21 protein-coding genes and 1 other RNA gene are annotated in these 24,050 nt (G+C 68.1%); 13 read left to right on the forward strand and 9 right to left on the reverse strand.

The genetic code is table 11. The features are described 5' to 3' along the window. The first annotated feature begins 67 nt into the window (after window positions 1–67). The 8 genes from dusB to LGM42_RS22825 all read left to right on the forward strand — a co-directional run bounded on the left by dusB (window position 68) and on the right by LGM42_RS22825 (window position 7,866). Entirely contained in the window at window positions 68–1,135 is a 1,068-nt protein-coding gene (dusB, locus tag LGM42_RS22790) for a tRNA dihydrouridine synthase DusB (protein ID WP_060312656.1), read from the forward strand. Continuing rightward, entirely contained in the window at window positions 1,132–1,365 is a 234-nt protein-coding gene (locus LGM42_RS22795; RefSeq protein WP_006476892.1) for a Fis family transcriptional regulator, read from the forward strand. Before dusB ends, LGM42_RS22795 begins: the two co-directional genes overlap by 4 nt. 44 nt (window positions 1,366–1,409) lie before the next feature. Beyond that, window positions 1,410–2,975 (forward strand): bifunctional phosphoribosylaminoimidazolecarboxamide formyltransferase/IMP cyclohydrolase, encoded by a 1,566-nt coding sequence (gene purH, locus LGM42_RS22800; protein WP_059581113.1) that lies wholly within the window; start codon window positions 1,410–1,412, stop codon window positions 2,973–2,975. Between the two features lie 154 nt (window positions 2,976–3,129). Then, a complete protein-coding gene (ruvC, locus tag LGM42_RS22805) occupies window positions 3,130–3,672 on the forward strand; it encodes a crossover junction endodeoxyribonuclease RuvC (protein ID WP_059638140.1) in 543 nt (180 codons plus the stop codon). Between the two features lie 183 nt (window positions 3,673–3,855). Further along, window positions 3,856–4,437 carry a Holliday junction branch migration protein RuvA gene (gene ruvA / locus LGM42_RS22810; RefSeq protein ID WP_031402135.1) on the forward strand — a complete coding sequence of 194 codons (582 nt, stop codon included), beginning with the start codon at window positions 3,856–3,858 and terminating at the stop codon, window positions 4,435–4,437. Between the two features lie 108 nt (window positions 4,438–4,545). Continuing rightward, a complete protein-coding gene (gene ruvB / locus LGM42_RS22815) occupies window positions 4,546–5,616 on the forward strand; it encodes a Holliday junction branch migration DNA helicase RuvB (protein ID WP_059581103.1) in 1,071 nt (356 codons plus the stop codon). A 24-nt stretch (window positions 5,617–5,640) separates the two neighbouring features. After that, window positions 5,641–6,594 (forward strand): oxygenase MpaB family protein, encoded by a 954-nt coding sequence (locus LGM42_RS22820; protein WP_226233259.1) that lies wholly within the window; start codon window positions 5,641–5,643, stop codon window positions 6,592–6,594. A 147-nt stretch (window positions 6,595–6,741) separates the two neighbouring features. After that, a complete protein-coding gene (locus LGM42_RS22825; RefSeq protein ID WP_226233299.1) occupies window positions 6,742–7,866 on the forward strand; it encodes a ParB/Srx family N-terminal domain-containing protein in 1,125 nt (374 codons plus the stop codon). A gap of 61 nt (window positions 7,867–7,927) precedes the next feature. Here LGM42_RS22825 and LGM42_RS22830 read toward each other — a convergent pair whose 3' ends face one another. From LGM42_RS22830 to tyrS, 3 genes are read right to left on the reverse strand one after another with little or no spacing between them, the layout of a single operon-like run. Beyond that, entirely contained in the window at window positions 7,928–8,593 is a 666-nt protein-coding gene (locus LGM42_RS22830) for a histidine phosphatase family protein (protein WP_226233260.1), read from the reverse strand. 23 nt (window positions 8,594–8,616) lie between these two features. Then, complete coding sequence (gene dtd / locus LGM42_RS22835; protein ID WP_006483442.1) at window positions 8,617–9,075, reverse strand: D-aminoacyl-tRNA deacylase; 459 nt, start codon at window positions 9,073–9,075, stop codon at window positions 8,617–8,619. Further along, window positions 9,072–10,313: a tyrosine--tRNA ligase gene (gene tyrS, locus LGM42_RS22840; protein ID WP_226233261.1), complete on the reverse strand. Its 1,242-nt coding sequence runs from the start codon at window positions 10,311–10,313 to the stop codon at window positions 9,072–9,074. The genes dtd and tyrS overlap by 4 nt, the downstream gene beginning before the upstream one ends. Window positions 10,314–10,455: 142 nt before the next feature. On the opposite strand from tyrS, the gene LGM42_RS22845 reads away from it, so the two are divergent. Further along, window positions 10,456–11,604, forward strand: coding sequence for an anhydro-N-acetylmuramic acid kinase (locus tag LGM42_RS22845; protein WP_059638132.1), 1,149 nt, complete (start codon window positions 10,456–10,458; stop codon window positions 11,602–11,604). 107 nt (window positions 11,605–11,711) lie between these two features. Here LGM42_RS22845 and erpA read toward each other — a convergent pair whose 3' ends face one another. The 3 genes from erpA to rplM all read right to left on the reverse strand — a co-directional run bounded on the left by erpA (window position 11,712) and on the right by rplM (window position 13,144). Beyond that, entirely contained in the window at window positions 11,712–12,083 is a 372-nt protein-coding gene (gene erpA / locus LGM42_RS22850; RefSeq protein ID WP_034187117.1) for an iron-sulfur cluster insertion protein ErpA, read from the reverse strand. Between the two features lie 228 nt (window positions 12,084–12,311). Then, window positions 12,312–12,704, reverse strand: coding sequence for a 30S ribosomal protein S9 (gene rpsI, locus LGM42_RS22855; protein ID WP_011883283.1), 393 nt, complete (start codon window positions 12,702–12,704; stop codon window positions 12,312–12,314). Between the two features lie 11 nt (window positions 12,705–12,715). Next, complete coding sequence (rplM, locus tag LGM42_RS22860; RefSeq protein WP_009687896.1) at window positions 12,716–13,144, reverse strand: 50S ribosomal protein L13; 429 nt, start codon at window positions 13,142–13,144, stop codon at window positions 12,716–12,718. Between the two features lie 311 nt (window positions 13,145–13,455). Here rplM and LGM42_RS22865 point away from each other — a divergent pair, with 311 nt between their 5' ends. Further along, window positions 13,456–13,761, forward strand: coding sequence for a DUF1090 family protein (locus LGM42_RS22865; protein WP_059581090.1), 306 nt, complete (start codon window positions 13,456–13,458; stop codon window positions 13,759–13,761). 410 nt (window positions 13,762–14,171) lie between these two features. Continuing rightward, complete coding sequence (locus tag LGM42_RS22870; RefSeq protein WP_012492957.1) at window positions 14,172–14,636, forward strand: OsmC family protein; 465 nt, start codon at window positions 14,172–14,174, stop codon at window positions 14,634–14,636. 66 nt (window positions 14,637–14,702) lie between these two features. On the opposite strand, the gene rnpB is transcribed toward LGM42_RS22870, so the two are convergent. The 3 genes from rnpB to pyrC form a co-directional block, all read right to left on the reverse strand. Next, window positions 14,703–15,114, reverse strand: an RNA gene (gene rnpB, locus LGM42_RS22875) — RNase P RNA component class A. 12 nt (window positions 15,115–15,126) lie between these two features. Further along, a complete protein-coding gene (locus LGM42_RS22880) occupies window positions 15,127–16,017 on the reverse strand; it encodes a DUF3025 domain-containing protein (protein WP_226233262.1) in 891 nt (296 codons plus the stop codon). Beyond that, window positions 16,014–17,078 (reverse strand): dihydroorotase, encoded by a 1,065-nt coding sequence (gene pyrC, locus LGM42_RS22885; RefSeq protein WP_059638126.1) that lies wholly within the window; start codon window positions 17,076–17,078, stop codon window positions 16,014–16,016. The genes LGM42_RS22880 and pyrC overlap by 4 nt, the downstream gene beginning before the upstream one ends. A gap of 205 nt (window positions 17,079–17,283) precedes the next feature. On the opposite strand from pyrC, the gene LGM42_RS22890 reads away from it, so the two are divergent. Next, window positions 17,284–18,198, forward strand: coding sequence for a class II glutamine amidotransferase (locus LGM42_RS22890; protein WP_059500989.1), 915 nt, complete (start codon window positions 17,284–17,286; stop codon window positions 18,196–18,198). A 616-nt stretch (window positions 18,199–18,814) separates the two neighbouring features. Next, a complete protein-coding gene (locus LGM42_RS22895) occupies window positions 18,815–24,046 on the forward strand; it encodes an autotransporter outer membrane beta-barrel domain-containing protein (protein WP_226233263.1) in 5,232 nt (1,743 codons plus the stop codon). Window positions 24,047–24,050 lie beyond the last annotated feature (4 nt).

A 24,050-nucleotide genomic window follows, 5' to 3' on the forward strand; every position in this document is an offset into this window, starting at 1 on the left:
ACGGTAAAATGCCCGTTTTCCGCCTTCCCTTCCCCTGCCCGCGCGTGTCGCGGGCGGCGCCATTGCGATGCCCGTTATCGGCCCTCACGTATTGCGTAACAACCTGTTCGTCGCCCCGATGGCCGGGGTGACGGATCGTCCGTTCCGCCAGCTGTGCAAGCGGCTAGGGGCCGGTTACGCGGTGTCCGAGATGGTCGCGTCCAACGCGCAGCTGTGGAAGAGCGCGAAGACGATGCGGCGCGCGAACCACGAAGGCGAGGTCGAGCCGATCGCGGTTCAGATCGCCGGCGCCGATCCGGCGATGATGGCCGAAGCGGCCCGCTACAACGTCGACAACGGCGCGCAGATCATCGACATCAACATGGGCTGCCCGGCAAAGAAGGTCTGCAACGTCGCGGCCGGCTCCGCGCTGCTGCAGAACGAGCCGCTCGTGCAGCGGATCGTCGAGGCCGTCGTCGCGGCGGTCGGCACCGGGCCCGATGCGGTGCCCGTCACGCTGAAGATCCGCACCGGCTGGGACCGCGAGCACAAGAACGCGATCACGGTCGCGCGCCTGGCCGAAGCGGCCGGCATCTCGATGCTCACCGTGCATGGCCGCACGCGCGCCGACCTGTACCGCGGCGACGCCGAGTACGACACCATCGCGGCCGTGAAGGCGGCCGTGCGGATTCCGGTCGTCGCGAACGGCGACATCACGTCGCCCGCCAAGGCGAAGGCCGTGCTCGACGCAACCGGCGCCGACGCGCTGATGATCGGTCGCGCCGCGCAAGGCCGGCCGTGGCTGTTCCGCGAAATCGATCATTTCCTGCAAACCGGCGAGCTGCTGCCCCCGCCGCGGATCGACGAGATCCAGCACGTGATGAACGAACACCTGGAAGACCACTACGCTTTCTATGGCGAATTCACCGGCGTCCGTACTGCGCGCAAGCACATCGGCTGGTACACTCGCGGCCTTTCCGGTGCCAACGGGTTCCGGCACCGAATGAACACGCTCGATTCCACCCGCGAGCAGCTCGCCGCCGTCAATGCATTCTTCGAGGCGCAAAAAGCGCTGTCGGACCACCTCGTCTACGTCGATGACGAAGCGGAAAACGGCCCGGGCGAGCCGGACGACCATAACCAGTTAGCAGCATGAGCAAGCACAACATCGAACAATGTGTCCGCGAGAGCCTGGACGTGTATTTCCGGGATCTAGACGGCTCCAATCCGCACGACGTCTATGAAATGGTGATGTCCTGCGTCGAAAAGCCGATGCTCGAGGTCGTGCTCGTACAGGCCGGCGGCAACCAGTCGCTCGCCGCCGAGTACCTCGGCATCAATCGCAATACGCTGCGCAAGAAGCTGCAGCAGCACGGCCTGCTGTAGGCGGCCGTCCCGTCCCCGTTTCCCTGGCTATTGGTGGTTCCATCATGATCAAGCAAGCGCTCATTTCCGTTTCCGACAAGACCGGCATCGTCGACTTCGCGAAGTCGCTGTCCGACCTCGGCGTCAAGCTGCTGTCGACGGGCGGCACCGCGAAACTCCTCGCCGACGCCGGCCTGCCCGTGACCGAAGTGGCCGATTACACGGGCTTCCCGGAAATGCTCGATGGGCGCGTGAAGACGCTGCACCCGAAGGTGCACGGCGGCATCCTCGCCCGCCGCGACCTGCCCGAGCACATGCAGGCGCTGGAGCAGCACGGCATCCCGACGATCGACCTGCTCGTCGTGAACCTGTATCCGTTCGTCGCGACGATCGCGAAGGACGACTGCACGCTCGCCGACGCGATCGAGAACATCGACATCGGCGGCCCGACGATGCTGCGCTCGGCCGCGAAGAACCACCGCGACGTGACGGTCGTGGTCGACCCGGCCGACTACGCGGTCGTGCTCGATGAAATGAAGGCGAACGGCAACACCGTCGGCTACCCGACCAACTTCCGTCTCGCGACGAAGGTGTTCGCGCACACCGCGCAATACGACGGCGCGATCACGAACTACCTGACCAGCCTGACCGACGAGCTGAAGCACGCATCGCGCAGCACGTACCCGGCCACGCTGAACCTGGCGTTCGACAAGGTGCAGGACCTGCGCTACGGCGAGAACCCGCACCAGAGCGCGGCGTTCTACCGCGACCTCGCGGCGCCGGCCGGCGCGCTGGCGAACTACCGCCAGCTGCAGGGCAAGGAACTGTCGTACAACAACATCGCGGATTCGGATGCGGCGTGGGAATGCGTGAAGACGTTCGACGCGCCGGCCTGCGTGATCATCAAGCATGCGAACCCGTGCGGCGTCGCGGTTGGCAACGACTCGGCCGACGCGTACGCGAAGGCATTCCAGACCGACCCGACCTCCGCATTCGGCGGCATCATCGCGTTCAACCGCGAAGTCGACGAAGCGGCCGCGCAAGCGGTGGCGAAGCAATTCGTCGAAGTGCTGATCGCGCCGTCGTTCTCCGACGCCGCGAAGCAGGTGTTCGCCGCGAAGCAGAACGTGCGCCTGCTGGAAATCGCACTGGGCGACGGCCACAACGCATTCGACCTGAAGCGCGTGGGCGGCGGCCTGCTCGTGCAGTCGCTCGATTCGAAGAACGTGCAGCCGCACGAGCTGCGCGTCGTCACGAAGCGCCACCCGACGCCGAAGGAAATGGACGACCTGCTGTTCGCATGGCGCGTCGCGAAGTACGTGAAGTCGAACGCGATCGTGTTCTGCGGCAACGGCATGACGCTCGGCGTCGGCGCCGGCCAGATGAGCCGCGTCGATTCCGCCCGTATCGCGAGCATCAAGGCGCAGAACGCGGGGCTGACGCTCGCCGGCTCGGCCGTCGCGTCGGATGCGTTCTTCCCGTTCCGCGACGGCCTTGACGTGGTCGTGGCGGCCGGCGCGACCTGCGTGATCCAGCCGGGCGGCTCGATGCGCGACGACGAAGTGATCGCGGCAGCCGACGAGCACAACATCGCGATGATCCTGACGGGCGTGCGCCACTTCCGTCACTGATCGCCGCATGCGGCCCGCGCGGCCGCTGTACCGGAACCCGGCGGCATCACCTCCGCCGGGTTTTTTATTGCGCGGCGCCTTCGCGCGCGACCGCGCGACCGGCTTGCCGCCCCATTCGTTGTAGTATCGCTGCATCACGCCACTCTCCTCACTCATGCGAATTCTCGGCATCGACCCCGGCCTGCGCGTCACCGGCTTCGGCGTCATCGACGTCAGCGGCCACCGGCTCGCCTATGTCACGAGCGGCGTGATCCGCACGCCGACGGCCGACTTGGCCACCCGGCTCGGCACGATCTTCCAGGGCATCTCGACGATCGTGCGCGAACACGCGCCCGACCAGGCCGCGATCGAAAAGGTGTTCGTCAACGTGAACCCGCAGTCGACGCTGCTGCTCGGCCAGGCACGCGGCGCCGCGATCTGCGGGCTCGTCGCGGGCGGGCTGCCGGTCGCCGAATACACGGCGCTGCAGCTCAAGCAGGCCGTGGTCGGCTACGGCCGCGCGACCAAGACGCAGATGCAGGACATGGTCACGCGGCTGCTCAATCTGTCCGGCCAGCCGGGCTCGGACGCCGCCGACGCGCTCGGCATGGCGATCTGCCACGCGCACGGCGGCAACACGCTCAGCACGCTGGGCGGGCTCGCGCCGGCGCTCGCGCAGAAAGGGCTGCGCGTGCGGCGCGGCAGGCTGGTCGGCTGACGCTGCCGCGCACCGCGGCCGCGCGCGTCGGCTCGACTGCGCGGGCTGCGTTTGCCGCCTCGATCGTTTCACCCACGCCCGACATGCCCGCGACACGCGCCGCTTCGGCCGGATGGCCGCGCCCATCGGCATTGCGCCGCGCGTGCGCTACACTCGCGCTTTCTCCCTCGCATCCCGTCCTCCATGATCGGTCGCATCGCCGGCATCCTGCTCGAAAAGAACCCGCCTCATCTGCTCGTCGACTGCAACGGCGTCGGCTATGAAATCGACGTGCCGATGAGCACCTTCTACAACCTGCCGCAAACGGGCGAGCGCATCGTGCTGCTCACGCAGCAGATCGTCCGCGAAGACGCGCACCTGCTGTACGGCTTCCTGACGCCGCAGGAACGCACGACCTTCCGCGAGTTGCTGAAGATCACCGGCATCGGCGCGCGCATGGCGCTCGCGGTGCTGTCCGGCATGAGCGTGCAGGAGCTCGCACAGGCCGTGACGATGCAGGACGCCGCACGCCTCACGCGCCTGCCCGGCATCGGCAAGAAGACGGCCGAGCGCCTGCTGCTCGAGCTGAAGGGCAAGCTCGGCGCCGACCTCGGCGCGCTCGCCGGCGCGGCTTCGCCGTCCGACCACGCGACCGACATCCTCAACGCGCTGCTGGCGCTCGGCTACTCCGAGAAGGAAGGCCTTGCCGCGATCAAGAACGTGCCGGCCGGCACCGGCGTGTCCGAAGGCATCAAGCTCGCGCTGAAGGCGTTGTCGAAGGCGTAACGCGCGGTCGATCCGGCCGTCGAAGCCAGTGTCGCGCCGCCGCGCGGCGCGCGCCAGTCGGCCATTCGGCCAGGTGGCCCGGGCTCCGTCGCGCGGTACAATGGCCGCATGATTGAAACCGACAAACTCGCCACCGAGCAGCGGATCATCGCCGCCACGCCCGCCTCGTCGCACGAGGAGGTGTTCGAACGGGCGCTGCGGCCGCGCCAGCTCGACGACTACGTCGGCCAGGAAAAGGTCCGCGGCCAGCTCGAGATCTTCATCGAAGCCGCGAAACGCCGCTCCGAGCCGCTCGACCACGTGCTGCTGTTCGGGCCGCCGGGTCTCGGCAAGACGACGCTCGCCCACATCATCGCGCGCGAGATGGGCGTGAACCTGCGCCAGACGTCGGGGCCCGTGCTCGAGCGCGCGGGCGATCTCGCCGCGTTGCTGACGAACCTCGAAGCGAACGACGTGCTGTTCATCGACGAAATCCACCGGCTGTCGCCGGTCGTCGAGGAAATCCTGTATCCGGCGCTCGAGGATTACCAGATCGACATCATGATCGGCGAAGGCCCAGCCGCGCGCAGCGTGAAGCTCGACCTGCAGCCGTTCACGCTGGTCGGCGCGACCACTCGCGCGGGGATGCTGACCAACCCGCTGCGCGATCGTTTCGGGATCGTCGCGCGCCTCGAGTTCTACGACGCCGATCAACTGTCGCGCATCGTGCGGCGCTCGGCGTCGCTGCTCAATGCGCAGATCGATCCGAACGGCGCGCTGGAAATCGCGAAGCGCTCGCGCGGCACGCCGCGGATCGCCAACCGGCTCCTGCGCCGCGTGCGCGACTTCGCGGAAGTGAAGGCCGACGGCCAGATCACCGCGGCCGTCGCCGATGCCGCACTTGCGATGCTCGACGTCGATCCGGTCGGCTTCGACCTGATGGACCGCAAGCTGCTCGAAGCGATCCTGTACAAGTTCGACGGCGGCCCGGTCGGCATCGACAACCTCGCGGCGGCAATCGGCGAGGAGCGCGACACGATCGAGGACGTGCTCGAACCGTACCTGATCCAGCAGGGCTTCCTGCAGCGCACGCCGCGCGGGCGCGTCGCGACGCTGCTCACGTATCGCCACTTCGGGCTGTCGGTGCCCGAGGCCCGCCGCACCGAACGCGACGAGTGGGATACTCCGGACGGGAAGTAGTCCGTCGCCCGAGTCGCACCCGCCATGACGACGCCGCCCAGCCACCACCCCACCGCACCCGCGCCGGGCCCGCGCTGGGCCGAGCCGATCCGCAAGCGGCTCGTGGCCGGCATCACGCACCTGACGGTGGGCGGCGGCGGCCCGTCGATCGATCTCTCTTCACCGCCCGGCGACCCTGGGCTGTTCGGCCCCGACGCCGTCTGCTGGCGCGTGCATGCCGATTTCACGTCGATGATGACAGGCGGCATCGCCGCGCTGCTGCTGCAGGCGCTCCACCCGCTCGCGCTCGCGGGCGTCTGGGATCATTCGTCGTTCCGCACCGATATCCTCGGCCGTCTGCGGCGCACCGCCACGTTCATCACGGGGACGACGTTCGGCAGCCGCGCGGACGCGCTCGCGCTGATCGAGCGCGTGAAGGCGATCCACGCGCACATCTCGGGCAACGCGCCGGACGGCCGGCCGTACCGCGCCGACGATCCCGCGCTGCTGACCTGGGTGCATGTCGCGGAAGTATCGAGCTTCCTCGCCGCGCATCTGCGTTACGTGAATCCGGCGCTGGCGGGCGAACTGCAGGACCGCTATTACGCGGAGACGGCGCTGATCGCCGAGCTGCTGGGCGCCCAAGCGGTGCCGCGTTCGCGCGCCGAGGTGGCGGCCTATCTCGCGCGCATGCTGCCCGAACTCGAAGCCGGGCCGCGCACGTTCGACGTGATGTCCATCCTGCTGAATGTGCCGGTCGCGAAGCCGGCGCTGCGGCCTGCCGCGTCGCTGGTGATGCATGCCGGAATCGACCTGCTGCCGCCGTGGGCGCAGCGCATGCTCGGCGTGTGGGCCTTCGCGCCGGTGCGGCGCGCGCTGGTCCGGCCGGGCATACGCGCGGTCGCGCCCGTGCTGCGCTGGGCGCTCGTCAACGGCGCGTCGAAGCGTGCGCGCCGCCGCGCGACGGCCGCCCCGTCCGACGGCGCCCCGCCCGGCTGACGATCCGCTTCTTCTGATCATTTCAATTTACCGTCAAATACCTGTGGCAAGCTGACACGCTCGCGCACGGTCGCACGTCGGGCTCGTCACGCACGCCCGTGGCCCGCGCGGAGTTCCGCCTACCCGCTACGACACCCGATGCCCGTGATGCCACGCCTGCCGATCCGTTTCGCCCTTGCCGCCAGCCTGTCCGGCGTCCTCGCCCTCGCCGCGTGCGGAGGCGACGATGTCGCCGCCGTCGCGCGCACGGATGCGCAACTGCCGTCCGGCAGCACGACGACGCCGGCTCCCACGCCGCCCGCAACCACCACGCCGCAACCGGGCAAATGGAAAGCCGCCCGCGCCGGCGATCTGCTCGACGTGACCATAGGCGATCTCCATCCGACGCAGGGTGCGATCGGCTACGACCAGATCTACTACAAGCTCGGCCGCTACGAACTGCAGCCCGACAAGAAGTTCGACGACTTCTGCGCGGACGAGGGCCTCGGCGGCATCGCATCGGGCGGTTACACGACCCGATCGTCGCTGCGCGATCCGGCCAGCTACACGTGCGCGACGACCGACGCGACCGCCCGCGACCGCTCGGTGCTGAACCCCGTCGTGATCGGCCCGAACGGCGATACGCTGTACCTGACCGACGGCCACCACGGCCTGTCGACTTACTACGAGACGCCCGACGGCGGCCCGGCGCTGCACGTGCACGTCGTCGTCAAGGACAACCTCGGCGACTACTCGGGCGACGCGTTCTGGCAGCAGATGCAAAGCCGCGGCTATCTGCGCCTGAAGGACGGCGAAGGCAAGCCGATCGCGACCGCGCAACTGCCGAGCGGCCTCGGCCTGACGCGCGGGATGACGAACGACCGCTACCGGTCGCTCGTCTATTTCACGCGCGACATCGGCTACAGCAAACCCGCGCAAGCAACCGACTACCTCGAGTTCTACTGGGCCGACTGGCTGCGGGCGCAGCCAGGCACGTTCGCGCTGGCGAGCTACGACCTGACGCGCGGCGGCACGACCGATCCCGATCCGGCGAAGGCCGACACGGGCTACCTGAATGCGGTCTGGAATGCGTCTGCGCGGATGGTCGCGGCCACGGACCCGGTGATCGACGGCAAGACGGGCGCCGACCTCGGGCGCGCCGATGCGATCAACGGCGGGAAGAAATACAGCAAGGGGGAATTCGACAAGCTGCGCCAGCCGATCACGGCCGACAAGCCCGGCAAGATCGCGTACGCGCTCGACTACAAGACGCGTCACGGGCTGCCGCAGTAAGGGTCACGCCGGAAGAAAGCACGACCCCGGGAGCCGGCCACGCCGGACGCGATTGGCGTGCTCAGAGCACCTTGCGGTACCCGTCGTCATCGTCGCTCGCGGCTTCGAGATGCGACACGTCGGCCCACCGCACGACCTGCGCGCGACCATCGACGTAATCGACGACGTTGATGCTGGTGTTGAGCAGTTGATAGTTGCGCGGCGCCGACAGCTCGATCCCGTTCGCGAAGCGATACACGCAATCGAGCACGCCACCGTGCGCGACGCACGCGATCCGGCCGCCCGGATGCGCGGCGACGATCGGTTCGAGCGCATGCAGCACGCGGTGATAGAACGCACGCTGCGACTCGCCGCCCTCCGGCGCGAAACCCGGATCGCGCGTCTGCCACGCCGCATACGCGTCCGGAAACAGCGCCTCGATCTCGGTACTGTTGTGCCCCTGGAACGCGCCGTACGAGCGTTCGCGCAACCCTTCGCGCAGCAGCAGCGGCAGCCCGAGCGCACCGGCGAACGGTTGGGCGGTCTGTTGCGCGCGCATCAGGTCGCTCGAATACACCGCATCGATCCGGGCGCCGTCGCGCGCCTCCCGTCCGAGCCGCGCCGCCAGCCGCTGCGCCTGTGCGAGGCCCGTGTCGGCCAGCGGGATGTCGATATGCCCCTGGATGCGCTTGATGCGGTTCCAGGCCGTCTCGCCATGGCGGATGAAAAGAATCTGCGTGGTGGCCATCGCGGTGCGCCTCCGGGAAAGAATCAGGGCCGCACTTGCAGCCAGAACGTCACGGGGCCGTCGTTGACGAGCGACACCTGCATGTCGGCGCCGAATTCGCCCGTCTCGACGACGGGATGGCGCGCCCGCGCGGCCGCGACGAAATAGTCGAACAGCCGCGCGCCTTCGTCGGGCGGCGCGGCCGGCGTGAAGCTCGGACGCAGCCCGCTGTTGGTATCGGCCGCGAGCGTGAACTGCGACACGAGCAGCAGGCCGCCTGCGCGGCCTTCGCCGTCGATGTTCGACACCGGCAGGTTCATCTTGCCGGCTGCGTCGCTGAACACGCGGTAGCCGAGCAGCTTCGCGAGCAGCTTGTCGGCCGCGGCCTCGGTATCGCCGCGCTCCGCGCAGACCAGCGCGAGCAGGCCCGCGCCGATCTCGCCCGTCGTGCGGCCGCCGACGCGGACGTCGGCGCGCGTCACGCGCTGGATCAGCGCGATCATGCGGTCAGCGTGACGCGTGCGAAGCGGCGCTTGCCGACCTGCACGACGAACTCGCCGGCCTCGACCTTCAGGCCTTTGTCCGACACGGTCGCGCCGTCGATCTTCACGCCGCCCTGCTCGATGTTGCGCAGCGCTTCGCTCGTCGACGGCACGAGGCCGGCCTGCTTCAGCAACTGGCCGATCGCCAGCGGCGCGCCGGCCAGCGTGACCGACGGAATGTCGTCCGGCACGCCGCCCTTCGCGCGGTGGTTGAAGTCTTCCAGCGCACGCTCGGCGTCGGCTTGCGAGTGGAACCGCGCGACGATTTCCTGCGCGAGCAGCACCTTGAAATCGCGCGGGTTGCGGCCGCCTTCGGCCTCGCGCTTGAAGCCGGCGATCTCGTCGAGGCTGCGGAACGACAGCAGCTCGAAGTAACGCCACATCAGCGTGTCCGAGATGCTCATCAGCTTGCCGAACATGTCGGTCGCCTTCTCGCTGATGCCGACGTAGTTGCCCTTCGACTTCGACATCTTCTCGACGCCGTCGAGGCCTTCGAGCAGCGGCATCGTCAAAATGCACTGCTGTTCCTGGCCGTACTGCTTCTGCAGTTCGCGACCGACCAGCAGGTTGAACTTCTGGTCGGTGCCGCCGAGCTCGAGATCGGCGTTCAGCGCGACCGAATCGTAGCCCTGCATCAGCGGGTACAGGAATTCGTGGATCGAGATCGGCACGCCGCCCTGGAAGCGCTTCGTGAAATCCTCGCGTTCGAGGATCCGCGCGACCGTGTAGCGCGACGCGAGCTTGATCATCCCGTCCGCGCCGAGCGGCATCGACCATTCGCTGTTGTAGCGGATCTCGGTCTTGTCGCGATCGAGCACGAGCGCGGCCTGCTCGAAGTAGGTCTTCGCGTTCGATTCGATCTGCTCGCGCGTGAGCGGCGGGCGCGTCGCGTTGCGGCCCGACGGATCGCCGATCAGCGACGTGAAATCGCCGATCAGGAAGATCACCGTGTGACCGAGGTCCTGCAGCTGCCGCATCTTGTTCAGCACGACCGTATGGCCGATGTGAATGTCCGGTGCGGTCGGGTCGAGGCCGAGCTTGATGCGCAGCGGCGTGCCGGTGGCGGCGCTGCGCGCGAGCTTCTGCGCGAACTCTTCCTCGATCAGCAGCTCGTCGACGCCGCGCTTCGTGACGGCGAGCGCATGCCGGACTTCGTCGGTGATCGGGAAAACGGGCTTGGAACTGGGTTCGGTGCTCATCGGTGCCAGGAAGAATGTCGCAAAAACAGGGATTTTCCCATAACTTGCGCGCGCATCGCTTAACGACGCGTCGCGTTGCGCGGATAATCGGGCGCAAGGCGCGCGGCACCGGCCCGCGCCGCACGATCCAGGAGAATCCAACGTGCCGCAACGACAGCCGCAGCATGCCGATCCGGCAGACGGCATCTACTTCGGGCTGATGTCGGGAACCAGCATGGACGGCGTCGATGGTGTCGCCGTGCGCTTCGAGGCCGGCCGCGCGCCGGTCGTGCTCGCCGAAGCGTTCGTCGGTTTCGCGCAATCGCTGCGCGACGCGCTGTTCGCGCTGCAGCAGCCCGGCGACAACGAGATCGACCGCGAATCGCTCGCGGCGAATGCGCTCGTCGCGCGCTATGCGGTGTGCTGCCATGAATTGCAGCGCACGGCCGGGCTGTCGCGCGACGAGATCCGCGCGATCGGCGTGCACGGCCAGACGGTGCGCCACCGCCCCGAGCGCGGCTATACGCGCCAGCTCAACAATCCGGCGCTGCTTGCCGAGCTGACCCAGGTCGACGTGATCGCCGATTTCCGCAGCCGCGATGTGGCGGCCGGCGGCCACGGCGCGCCGCTCGCGCCGGCCTTCCACGCGACGGTGTTCGGCGCGCCGGGCGAAACGCGGGTCGTGTGCAATCTCGGCGGGATCAGCAACATCACGATCCTGCCCGGCGCGGGCGGCGACGTGCGCGGCTTCGACTGCGGCCCCGCGAATGCGCTGATCGACGCATGGGCGACCCGCCATCTGGGCAAGCCGTACGACGACGGCGGAAAGTTCGCCGCACGCGGCGCCATCCACGCGGCGCTGCTCGATGCGCTGCTCGACGAACCGTATTTCACCGCGCCGCCGCCGAAGAGCACCGGGCGCGACCTGTTCAATCCCGCGTGGCTCGATGCGAAGCTCGCCGCGTTCCCGCAGGTGGCGCCGGAGGACGTACAGGCCACGCTCACCGCGCTCACCGCCGTGTCGGTGGCGCGCGAAATCGCGCAGCACGCACCGGGCTGCAAGGCCGTTTTCGTCTGCGGCGGCGGCGCACGCAATCCGGTGCTGCTCGACGCGCTTCGGCACGCGCTAGGCGAGGCCGGCGTGCCGGCGAGCGTCGATACGACGGCCGCGCTCGGCGTGCCGCCGCAGCAGGTCGAAGCGCTCGCGTTCGCGTGGCTTGCGTACCGCTTCACCGCGCGCCAGCCCGGCAATCTCGCGACGGTCACCGGCGCGGCCGCCAACCGCGTGCTCGGCGCGCTCTATCCGCGCTGATGCGGTACCCAGCCTGTCGCGGGCGGTGCAGGACGAGCACGCATTAAAAAACGGGGCATGAAGCCCCGTTTTTCATTCCGGCGAACCGGCGCGGATCTGTCGTGCGCTCAGACCGAGAACGACGAACCGCACCCGCAGGTGGTGGTCGCGTTCGGGTTCTTGATCACGAACTGGGCGCCGTTGAGGTCGTCCTTGTAGTCGATCTCGGCGCCGACCAGGTACTGGTAGCTCATCGAGTCGATCAGGAGCTGGACGCCGTTCTTGTCCATCACGGTGTCGTCCTCGTTGACTTCCTCGTCGAACGTGAAGCCATACTGGAAGCCCGAGCAGCCGCCACCCTGCACGAACACGCGCAGCTTCAGGTCGGGATTGCCCTCTTCGTCGATCAATTGCTTGACCTTGTCGGCCGCGGCGTCGGTGAAGACGAACGGCAGCGGCATATCGGTCGTCGTTGCTGCGGATTCGGTAACAGCGTTCATTCGAACTCTCCAAAAAGCTTTAGCCGCTATTGTAGGGCCGATCAGAAGATCGTGCTGATGTCCATGAAATCAATAGGTTCTTGTCGATTTCGTCAAGCGTGCCTGCACGGGCGGCCGCCACGGCGGCCCGGGCGTGGGTAAACCAGCGGGCATAAAAAAACCGCCAGCGTGAAAGCTGGCGGTTTTCCGGCGGACGCCGCCCGGAAGCGGCGAGGCCATGAAGCGGAATTAACGCTTCGAGAACTGCTTCGCGCGGCGTGCCTTGCGCAGACCGACCTTCTTACGCTCGACTTCACGTGCATCGCGCGTGACGAAGCCTGCGTTCGACAGCGACGGCTTCAGCGTCGCATCGTAGTCGATCAGTGCACGGGTGATGCCGTGGCGCACTGCGCCTGCCTGACCCGTTTCGCCGCCGCCGTTGACGTTGACCTTGATGTCGAACGTCTGGCCGTGGTTCGTGAGTTCCAGCGGCTGGCGCACGATCATCAGCGACGTTTCGCGCGAGAAGTAGTCAGCGATGGGCTTGCCGTTGACGATGATGTCGCCCTTGCCAGCCTTGATGAAGACACGTGCGACTGCGCTCTTGCGGCGGCCCGTGCCGTAGTTCCAGTTACCGATCATGTGGGCTCCCCTTAGATCTCGAGCGCCTTCGGCTGTTGAGCCGAATGCGGATGCGTCGCTTCTGCGTAGACCTTCAGCTTCTTGATCATCGCGTAGCCGAGCGGGCCCTTCGGCAGCATGCCCTTGACCGCCTTCTCGAGCGCGCGGCCCGGGAAGCGTTCCTGCATCTTGCCGAACGTCGTTTCATAGATACCGCCCGGGTAGCCCGAGTGACGGTAGTACTTCTTGTCCAGCGTCTTGTTGCCCGTGACCTTCAACTTGCTCGCGTTGATGATGATGATGAAATCACCAGTGTCGACGTGCGGGGTGAACTCAGGCTTGTGCTTGCCGCGCAGACGGCGTGCCACTTCGCTGGCAACACGGCCGAGAACCTTATCCGTCGCGTCAATCACGTACCATTCGCGCGTCACCTCATGGGCTTTTGCGGAAAACGTCTTCATGATCGATCCAAAAAAAATGCTTTGCCCGATGTGTTCTTCCTGCTTGTCTGTGTGCGCTTCGAGGCGCGGTGCAGGCTCTCCCTGTTCTTTTTCCGTGGGCATGAATGCGGAAAAGCCCTGAATTATAAAGGAAATACGGCTGCGTGGTCAAAGAGAATCCACGCCCCGTGTTCGCGGCGGCCGAAATGGGCCAAAATTCGATCGTGCCCCGACAAGCCAGGCGAACCGAGCGCCTGAGGCGGCACCCATCGGCGCGCGGCACATGACCTTGCCGCGCCAGACCGGCCGAACCCGAAAAACAACAAACCAGCATGATGAAACAACGACTCACGCCCTTCCTCGCGGCCGCCCTGGTGGCCGCGGCGGCGCCCGCCGTCGCCGCCGGCTCCGGCTGCGAAGCCAAGCTCGAGGCGCTCGATGCACGCATCGCCGAAGCCCGAACCGCCCACGCCGAAGACCGCATCGCGCGCCTGCGCGCGGTGCGCGAACGCGTGCGCCACTTCTGCGCACGCGGCCACGGCGACGCATCGGCCGCCCATGCGCCGGCGACCGATGCCGGCTCGCGCGGCACGCCGCCCGACGCGACGTCGCAGCCGGCCGCGCGACAGCCGGCGTGACGATCGCGGCGCGCGCAACCCGTGCGCCGACGTTTGCATGGGACGAAAAAAAGCCCGAACGGCTGGTTCGGGCTTAATCCACCTTAGGAGGAGGGTGGAGGAGACATTCGGAGGTTGCCGCAGCGCGACAACCAATGAGGCTCATTATATGAATGCCCCGCCGATTTCACAAGAAAATTTGCATGGCGAAATCAAATCTCACGATACGAGATATTAGTCGACGCGTTCACAAAAACAAATTTCTCTTGAAAATCAAAGGTATAAATACGTCAGACATGACCTAAAACTGTCCGCACCTAGAGCAAAACCCCTAAATCCGACAGGGAAATCGCCACGCGTCGCTCCGCTCGCGAGGCACGGGCATTGCACGTCGTGCAGCGCATCAGCCGACCGTTGCGCCACGGGCTACAATGCCGGATCGAATCCGAATCAGGCAACGCTGGAGTGCAAGCATGGAATGCAAAGTAAGCTGGATGGGTCAGGACGGCATGGCGTTTTCCGCCGAGACCGGCAGCGGCCATCTCGTCACGATGGACGGCGCGCCCGAAGGCGGCGGCCACAACCTCGCGCCGCGTCCGATGGAAATGGTGCTGCTCGGCACCGGCGGCTGCACGGCCTATGACGTCGTGCTGATCCTGAAGAAGAGCCGCCAGGAAGTGACCGGCTGCTCGGTCACGCTGAAGGCCGAGCGCGCGAGCGAGGATCCGAAGGTGTTCACGAAGGTGCATTTCCACTTCACGGTCACCGGCCGCAACCTGAACCCGGCCACGGTCGAGCGCGCGATCAACCTGTCGCACGACAAGTACTGCTCGGCGTCGATCATGATCGCGAAGACGGCCGAACTCACGCATTCGTTCGACATCGTCGCCGCCTGAGCACAGGGCGCGCGCATGAAAAAAGGGCCGGCGCCCCGTGGGAGCGCCGGCCCTTTCGCATTCGAACGGCAAAGCAGGCCGATAAGCCGGATTCTGTGCACGCTGCGCACCGAAGCGCGCAACGCGTGGCAGTCATTCCTCTAGGCGCGCCATTGCTGACGCGCTCAAGCTTCCTACCCGCAGACGAGACGGGGGCCCCGTCCTGCATCCGAAGATGCGCGCCTGCCTACTTGGAATTGCTCCGGGTGGAGGTTACCGTGCCGGCGAACGTCGCCGTCGCCGCGGTGCGCTCTTACCGCACCGTTTCACCCTTACCTGATCCCGGCTTGCGCCGGGCCATCGGCGGTTTGCTTTCTGTTGCCCTGTTCCGCGTGTCGCCACGGATGGCCGTTAGCCATCACCCTGCCCTGTGGAGTCCGGACTTTCCTCGCCCCCGCGCGCCCGAAGACGTCGAGGCCGCGACTGCCTGGCCTGCTTTGCGACGCGCATTCTAGCACTGCGCGCCGCCGTCGGCAGCGCGCGAGCGGCGGCCGCGGCGAAACACGGCCGGATCGTCGTAGAACGCGGGGTCGGCGTTCGCCGCGCACCAGCCCGGCACGCCGAGCACCGGCAGCGGCGCGAAATCGCGGGGCGTCAGCGCGTGCGTCGCGAGTTCGGCGGCGATTCGCGCGTCGACGTGCGCGATCCGTTGCGCGTCGGGCCATGAAAAATAGTCGGCGCTCACTTCGACGATCCATGCATGCGCAGTGCAGGACTTGTAAGGCGCGACGAGCTGTTCGAGCAGCGCGTGGCCGACGAGCCGCGCCTCGCAGCGCGTGCCCCACGCACCGCGCGCGGCCACCAGCAGCCGCGCCCAGTCGAAGCCGCGCAGCGCATCGGCGAGCGCGCGCTCGGCGGTGACGAACAGCGCGCCATTCTCGTCGAACAGCGTGAGTGCATCGCGCAACGTGCCGCGTACGGGGCCGACGCCGCCCGCCGCGTCGATCGCGGCGGCCTGGCGGGCGTTCAGCGCGGCCTTGGTGCGCGGGTACGCGAACCAGACGAGCGCGTTGAAGAAGTCGTGAAGATTGTGGCGGGTCGGCACGCCGCCGGTGCCCGCGATATGGGTCTCGTACGCGACGCCGGGCGGCAGCCCGGCCTGCGGCACGAAGCGCAGCGGCCTGCCGCGACCGGTGACGCGATCGCCGCCTCGCGACACGCCGGCCAACGCGCCGTTCAACGCATCGAGCAGCGCGGCCTCGCCCGCACGGGCGGCCGCCTGCCACACGCGGCCGGGCTCCGCGTACGGCGCGAGCCACGGCGCGGACCAGTCGATCCGCGCGAAATCCGCCGCCGGGCGCCCGGCCGCGGGGCCGGATCCGCGCGGCGGCGCGCCGCTCACACGAGCTTCCAGCCGATCGTCTCGCCGCCGCGCAGCGGCACGACCGGCGTGTCGCCCGCGAAGATCTCGCGCGGCAGCTCCCATGCCTCGCGGCGCAGCGTGACCGTCTCCGCGCTGCGCGGCAGCCCGTAGAAATCGGCGCCGAAGAAGCTCGCGAAGCCTTCCAGCTTGTCGAGCGCGCCGGCCGTGTCGAACGCTTCCGCGTACAGTTCGAGCGCGTGCAGCGCCGTATAGCAGCCCGCGCAGCCGCACGCGGTTTCCTTCGCGCCGCGCGCGTGCGGCGCGCTGTCGGTGCCGAGGAAGAAGCGCGGGTTGCCCGACGTCGCGGCCTCGACCAGCGCCACGCGATGCGTCTCGCGCTTCAGCACCGGCAGGCAGTAGTAATGCGGGCGAATCCCGCCGACGAACAGCGCGTTGCGGTTGTACAGCAGGTGGTGCGCGGTGATCGTCGCGCCGAGCAGGCCGGGCGCCGCGTCGGCATCGCGCACGTAATCGGCCGCGTCCTTCGTCGTGATGTGCTCGAACACGACCTTCAGGCCCGGGAAATCGCGGCGCAACGGCGTCATCACGCGGTCGATGAACACCTTCTCGCGGTCGAACAGGTCGATCGACGCATCGGTCACCTCGCCGTGCACGAGCAGCGGCATGCCGGTTTCCTGCATCGCCTCGAGCGTCTTCGCGCATTTCGCGAGATCGGTGACGCCGTGGTCGGAATTCGTCGTGGCGCCTGCCGGGTACAGCTTCACGCCGTGCACGAAGCCGCTTTCGCGCGCGCGGCGGATTTCGTCGGGCGGCGTGTTGTCGGTCAGGTACAGCGTCATCAGCGGTTCGAACGTCATCCCGGCCGGCAGCGCGGCGAGGATGCGCTCGCGATAGGCCTGCGCCTGCGCGGTGGTCGTGACGGGCGGCTTCAGGTTCGGCATGACGATGGCGCGGCCGAACTGGCGGGCGGTGTGCGGCAGCACGGCGGCAAGCATGTCGCCGTCTCGCAGGTGCAGGTGCCAGTCGTCGGGACGGGCGAGCGAAAGCGTCGCCGGGGAAGAAGCGTTCGAGGCAGTCATAGGAGGCGTCGTGAGGAACGGGCTTGCCATCGGCGGGGCCGGAACGCGCGTGCGCGGGCCGACTGACGGCAAACCGCAACACGGGGCCTTTGGCCAGCGGAATCCGCTTTTTACCGCTCAGGGCTCGGTGATATGCTAGAAGCCGCATTGTACCGGGGTTCGCCCGGTTCGTTACCCCCCGCTTCAGCCTGCCGCCCCACGTAAAATGTGCCAACTCCTTGGAATGAACTGCGCCGCGCCGACGGACGTCACATTCTCCTTCACAGGTTTCGCGGCCCGGGGCGGGCTCACCGATCACCATGCCGACGGCTGGGGCATCGCGTTCTTCGAGGACAAGGCCTGTCGCCTCTTCATCGATCACCAGGCATCGGCCACGTCGCCGATCGCCGAAATGGTGAAACGCTACCCGATCAAGTCCAAGAACACGATCGCGCACATCCGCAAGGCGACGCAAGGGCACATCCTGCTCGAGAACAGCCATCCGTTCATGCGCGAGCTGTGGGGCCGGCACTGGATCTTCGCGCATAACGGCGACCTGCAGGACTACGCGCCGGACATGGACGGCAGCGTCTACCATCCGGTCGGCACGACCGACAGCGAACAGGCGTTCTGCGTGCTGATGCAGGGGTTGCGCGAGGCCTTTCCCGGCGCGCAGCCGCCGCTGCCCGAGCTGTTCGAGCGGGTCGGCGAACTGACGCGCGGCATCACCGATCACGGCGTGTTCAACTTCCTGATGTCGAACGGCCAGGCGCTCTTCGCGCACTGCTCGACGCGGCTGCACTACCTCGTGCGGCGCTGGCCGTTCTCGACCGCGCATCTCGTCGACGAAGACCTGTCGATCGATTTCGCGAAATACACGACGCCCGAGGATCGCGTCGCGGTGATCGCGACGCAGCCGCTCACCGACAACGAGGTCTGGACCGCATTCGAGCCGGGCGAGCTGATCATGTTCCAGTGCGGCGACGTCGCCGCGCGGATGCGGATTCCGGTGCCCGAGCGCGTGCTCGAGAAGCTGCGCAACCCGTCGCTCGACGCGTCGGCATCGGCGCCGCGCACGGCGGTTCGCGAAGCGCTCGCCACCGCGGCCGACGGCGACTCCGACGACGCGATCGATTTCTGAAACCCGGTGCGGTACCGGCCGCGCCTGCTTTCTGCTCGTTTCCTGCCTGCTGCGCGGACTTCATGCCGCGCAACCGGCCACGCCCGCCATCGGCGCAAATCGCCCGCTCCAGCCAATACGGTTTCATTTCGGCCGCCGACCGGCGCAATCGCCCGATGCCGCACGACATTCGCTTGATTTTATTAATTGACGAGCGAAAGTAAAATAGCAGAGGGAATCAAATAAATAACCCTCAATTAAAACAGGATCCCGCGTCGGCATTTTAGCGTATCGCCCCTGCGGGAACCGTGCGCTATCCCACCTACTCCTGCAACCCTTCCGGATTTTCACGCACCGCCCCAACCGCCGCCCCCACCACGGCTTTCGGTTCGATTAACCACACAAATCAAAAATACCACGCATTACGGTTCGCATCATTACAGTTTCCGGCTTATCGATAATCGACGGCCACTCGAATCAGTAGACTCCGCCCATCCTCGGTGTCAACGAAACACGATTGGCGCGACACGCAGCCATAGCCGCCGCACGCCCCCTTCGGATCATTTCTCCACCGCGGAATGCGAATTCGCCGAATGGCGGCGAATACCACGTCAAAAAGAAGAAAGAGGGGTATGTCGTGAATCACTCATTTCGATCGATATGGAGCGAAGCCGCCGGCTGCTGGGTCGCGGTGGCGGAAACGACTCGCGCGCGCGGCAAGCGCTCGGGCGCCGAATCGGGCACGGGCCGTCGCGCGGCGGCACTCGGCGCGTTGCTGACCGCGCTGTCGGTCGGCGCCGCGCATGCATCGACGTGCGGCGGCGGTACGGCCATCGCGAACGGCGGCACCTGCGCGCTCGACGGTTTCAGCCCGACCGTCAACGACAACCTGGCCGGCTCCGCCACCGTGTCCGGCGGCGATACCGTCGGCGTGTCGGGCGCATGGAGCGCCGCCGCCGGCGACCCGGGCTACGCGCTCACGCCGATCGGCAGCACGACCCTCGTGTCGGGCAACCCGAACCAGCCGCTGCTGTCGCTCGGCGGCAAGACGCACAGCGTCAGCACGCCCGACTCGATCACCCGCACCCACACGTCGGTCGCGACCTACGATTCGTCCGCGTTCTCCGCGTCGACGGCCGGCGCGACCGAGGTGCCCGTCTACCACGACGTGAACGGCGATCAGTATGTGAACACGCGCATCGGCACCGTCGCCGCCACCGGCGGTACGCTCAACGTGTCGATCGGCAATGCGGCGAATGCCCCCGATGCGCCGGGCAACGCGATCTCGATGGCCGCGAAGGCGACCGACCTTACCGTCGCGGACGGCACGGGTGCCGCGGCAAGCACCGTCAACTGGAATTCGCGCAACCAGATCCGGTTCACCACCGGCGACTACCTGGCGGACGGCGGCGCGGTCGGCACCCGCCAGCTCGACGTGCCGGCCTACGCGGGCACCTTCACCGCATTCGACGGTAGCACGTGGCAGGTGACCGACGCCGCGTCGCTCGCCGCGTACAACGATTTTCTCGTGCGCTCGGTGCAAAGCGGCGCGCTCGGCTCGCAGGCCGCCTACGACAGCGCGTTTAGCCAGGCCGTCACGTTCTCGCAGCAAGCCTTCCAGTATCGGAACGACGTGTCCGCGGGCGACAAGAACACGCTGCCGATCGATTTCCTGTCGGTGATGCACGGCACGGGCGCGAACGCGACGCTGCAGATCGGCAAGGACGGCCAGATCGACTTTCGCGGCACCAACACGATCGTGTCGAGCTCGGCCGTCCTCGCGGAAAACGGCGCGCACTTCATCAACGACGGCCGCCTGTCGGGCGACTTCACGCTGGTGCGCCTGCTGAGCGGCGCAAGCGGCGTCAACAACGGCGTGATTTCGTCCGGGTACGCGTCCGGCGACGACTTCGACACGAGCGGCAGCGCGCCGCCGAACAACTTCAACTACAACGCGTACACCGAAGGCGCCGGCGTGTTCGCGAACGGCGCGGGCACGTCGTTCGTCAACAACGGCGTGATGAACGTCGGCGCGTGGACGCTGGACGGCAACCGGCCCGACCTGCAGAACTACGCGGTCGCCGTGACGGACGGCGCAACGGCGTCGAACGCCGGCACGATCAATGTCGGCGTCAATGCGACGACGCTCGACAGCCAGGTGATCGGCGGCCTCGTCGCCGGCGGCCGCTTCACGAACGAAGCCGGCGGCACGATCTATCTCGGCCGCTCGGCGCAGTACGCGCCCGGCCAGACGGCAAATGACGTCGCGCTCGCCGCGCACGCGTACGGCATCCTGCTCGGCGCGTCGGGCACCGCGAGCAATCTCGGCACGATCGTGATCGGCACGCAGACGCAAAACGGCGCCGCGCTGGCGAGCATCGGCTCGAGCTCCGGCACGCTGACCAACGCGGGCGCGATCGTCGTCAACGGCGCCGCGCCCGGCACGCCGCTCGCCAACGTCGGCATGCTGGCCGTCGACACCGCCGCGACCGTGACCAACACGGGCACGATCACGCTGAATGGCGTGAACGGCATCGGCATCATGGTCGTCGGGACCGGCGCGAACGCGACGGCCGCGACGTCGACCGGCGCGATCGACGTCGCCGGCGGCCTCGATCCCGCTTCGGGCACGCGCAATTACGGCGTCTGGGCCGAAGGGCCGCGCGCCACGGCCACGCTCGACGGCGCGCTCGACCTGACGGGCACCGGCGCCATCGGCGTGCATGCACGCTCGGGCGCGACGATCAACGTCGGCGCCGACGCGGTGCCGGCCTTCATGTCGGGCACGAACCAGATCGGCTTCTATGCGTACGGCGCGGGCTCGAAGATCAACGTCGCCGCGCAGCATCTGGGCGTCGACACCGACGATTCGACGCTGTTCCGCGTCGCGGGCGGCGCGACCTACACCGGCGCATCGACGGCCGGCACGCTGACGACCGACGTCAACGGCCAGCGGGCGCGCGGCGTACTCGCGACCGACGCCGGCACCACGCTGTCGACCGGCAGCGCGGTCTACAACGTCAACGGCGCGAGCGGCATCGCGATCGCGGTCGAAGGCGGCGCGAAGGGCTCGATCGACGCCGGTGCGACGATCAACCTGAACGCGGCCGGCGCGACCGCGGGCGTGGTGGACGGCCAGGCGCACGACCTCGCCGGCGCGAATGCCGGCGCGCCGGTCACGACGACGCTCACCAACCACGCCGCCGTCACGTCGTCGACCGCCGGCGTGACCGGTTTCATCGCGCAGAACCTCGGCACGCTCGAGAATCGCGGCACGATATTGCTGACCGGCGCCGGCTCGACGGGCGTCGTGGCCGGCACGCTCGGCACGGTAAACAACGCGTCGACGATCCGCATCGCCAACGGCACCGGCGCGCTCGTGCAAGGCGCATCGGCCACGCTCGCCAACGCAGGCTCGATCGAAGCCGACGACGGCGTCGCGGGCGTGCGCCTGACGGGGGCCGGTGCATCGGTCGCGCTGTCCGGCGCCGGCACCGTCACCGCGAACGGCAGCGCCGACGGCGTGCTGATCGACTCGACCGTCACGGGCGGCGGCATCGCGGCCGGCGCGACGTCGATCGCGGTTAGCGGATCCGGCAGCGCGATCCGCAACCTCGGTGCGAATGCAACGATCGCGCTGTCCGGCACGCAGGTCGCCACGACCGGCAACGGCGCCGCCGGCCTCACGTCGACCGGTGCCGGCGCGCGCATCGCGACCGATGCGGCCACGGTCGTCCGCACGACCGGCGCCGACGCGCGCGGCCTGTCCGTGACAGGCGCCGATTCCACGCTCGCGGCCAACGGGACGACCGTCGCGACGACCGGCGCGAACGCCCATGCGATCGTGATGGACGGCGGCGCGACGGCCCTGCTGTCGGGTGCGAAAGTCGCCGCGTCGGGCAATGCGGCCGACACCATCGTCGCGCAAAACGGCGGCCGCATCGCCGATACGGGTTCGTCGCTCGCCAGCGCGGCCGGCAACGGCGCAACCGCGAACAGCGGCGGCGTGCTCGCGTTGACCGGCACGACGCTCACGGGCGCGACGGCCGGCGTACTGACGTCGGACACGCTCGCGAACGGCGCGACCAGCTCGGTGCTCGTCGACGGCGGCAGCGTGACGTCCGTCACCGGGCCGGCCTTCGCCGCGCGCGGCGGCACGGCCGACATCGCGGTGCGCAACGGCACGGTCGTGACGGCCGGCAACGGCACGCTGCTGAACCTCGCGAACGGCAGCAACGTGACGTTCGACGCATCGGCGGTGAACCTCGCGGGCGACATCGTCTCCGACGCGTCGAGCACCGGCAACGTGTTCCTCGCGAACGGCACGACGCTGACCGGGAAGATCGACCCGGTCGCGCTGACCGTCGACGGCACGAGCACGTGGCGCATGACGGGCAGCTCGGTGCTGAGCAGCCTGAACAACGCGGGCCTCGTCGCGTTCGCCGCGCCGACCGGCTCGCCGACGCTGACGGGCAGCTACAAGACGCTGACGACCGGCGGCTACGTCGGCAACGGCGGCACGATCGCGCTGAACACGTATCTCGGCGCCGACGCGTCGCCGACCGACCGGCTGATCGTGAACGGCGGCGCGGCGAGCGGCACGACCGGCCTGAAGATCGCCAACACGGCCGGCACCGGCGCGCAGACGACCGGCGACGGGATTCCCGTGGTCGTCACGGCCAACGGCGGCACGACCGCCGCGTCCGCGTTCCATCTCGCCGGCCCGGTACAGGCCGGCGCGTACGAATACCGGCTCTATCGCGGCGGGCAAGGCGATGCGAACGGCTGGTACCTGCGTTCGCAGCTCGACCCGACCGACCCCGGCGACCCGATCCACCCGTCCGGCGGCGGCGACGGCGGCACCAACGGAAACGGGAATGGCAACGGCGGCGCGCTCGCGTATCGTCCGGGCGTCTCCGGCTACGCGATGACGCCGCTGCTGAACGCCGACTACGGCTTTTCGACGCTCGGCAGGCTGCACGAGCGCGTCGGCGACATCTACAACGTCGAGAAGCAGGCGCCGGGCAATCGCGACGGCGTGTGGGGGCGCATCGGCGGCCAGAGCCTGGATGCGAACGCGGGCCGTTTCTCCGCCGACGAGCGCACGTTCTTCGCGCAGTTCGGCAAGGACTGGACCCTCGACCAGGCGCCGGACGGCGCCGGCAGCACGCATGCGGGCGTGACGGCCAGCATCGGCGTGTCGAACGCGAGCTTCAGCGACATGGCGCGCGCCGGCTCGCCCACCCTGTCGACGTCGACGGGCTCGGTCGAGATGCACGCGCAGAGCGTCGGCGGCTACTGGACGCGCTACCTGTCCGACGGCACCTACTTCGACAGCGTCGGCCAGGTCACGCACTACGGCAACCGCTATCGTGACAGCTACGGCAACGAAGCGTCGCAGAACGGCTTCGGCGTCGCGCTGTCGCAGGAAGTCGGCAAACCGTTCGCGATCGGCACGCTGCCGGTCGCGGTCGAGCCGCAGGCGCAATTGATGGTTCAGTACCTGAAGCTGAACGGGTTCAACGACAACGTGTCGGCCGTATCGGGCACGACGTCGAATGCGCTGCGCGGCCGCGTCGGCGTGCGCATCTTCCGGCCGAACCTCCAGTCGGACGCGGGCGGCGGCGCCGCGACGCCGTACTTCACGGCCGACGTGCTGCACGACTTCCTGTCGCCGGGGCAGACCGTGGTCGGCGGCACGCCGTTCGCGACGCATCTCGGGCGCACCTGGTACGAGCTCGGCGTCGGCGTGACCGCCGGCTTCGGCAAGTCGGGCGAGCTGTACGCGAATGCGAAGATCGCGCGCAACATCGGCGGCGATTACCGGCGCGGGATCGTCGGGCAGGTCGGCTACCGGTACAGCTGGTAACGCC

Origin of the sequence: Burkholderia sp. AU39826 (assembly GCF_020419965.1) — a bacterium.
GTDB lineage: Bacteria > Pseudomonadota > Gammaproteobacteria > Burkholderiales > Burkholderiaceae > Burkholderia > Burkholderia semiarida.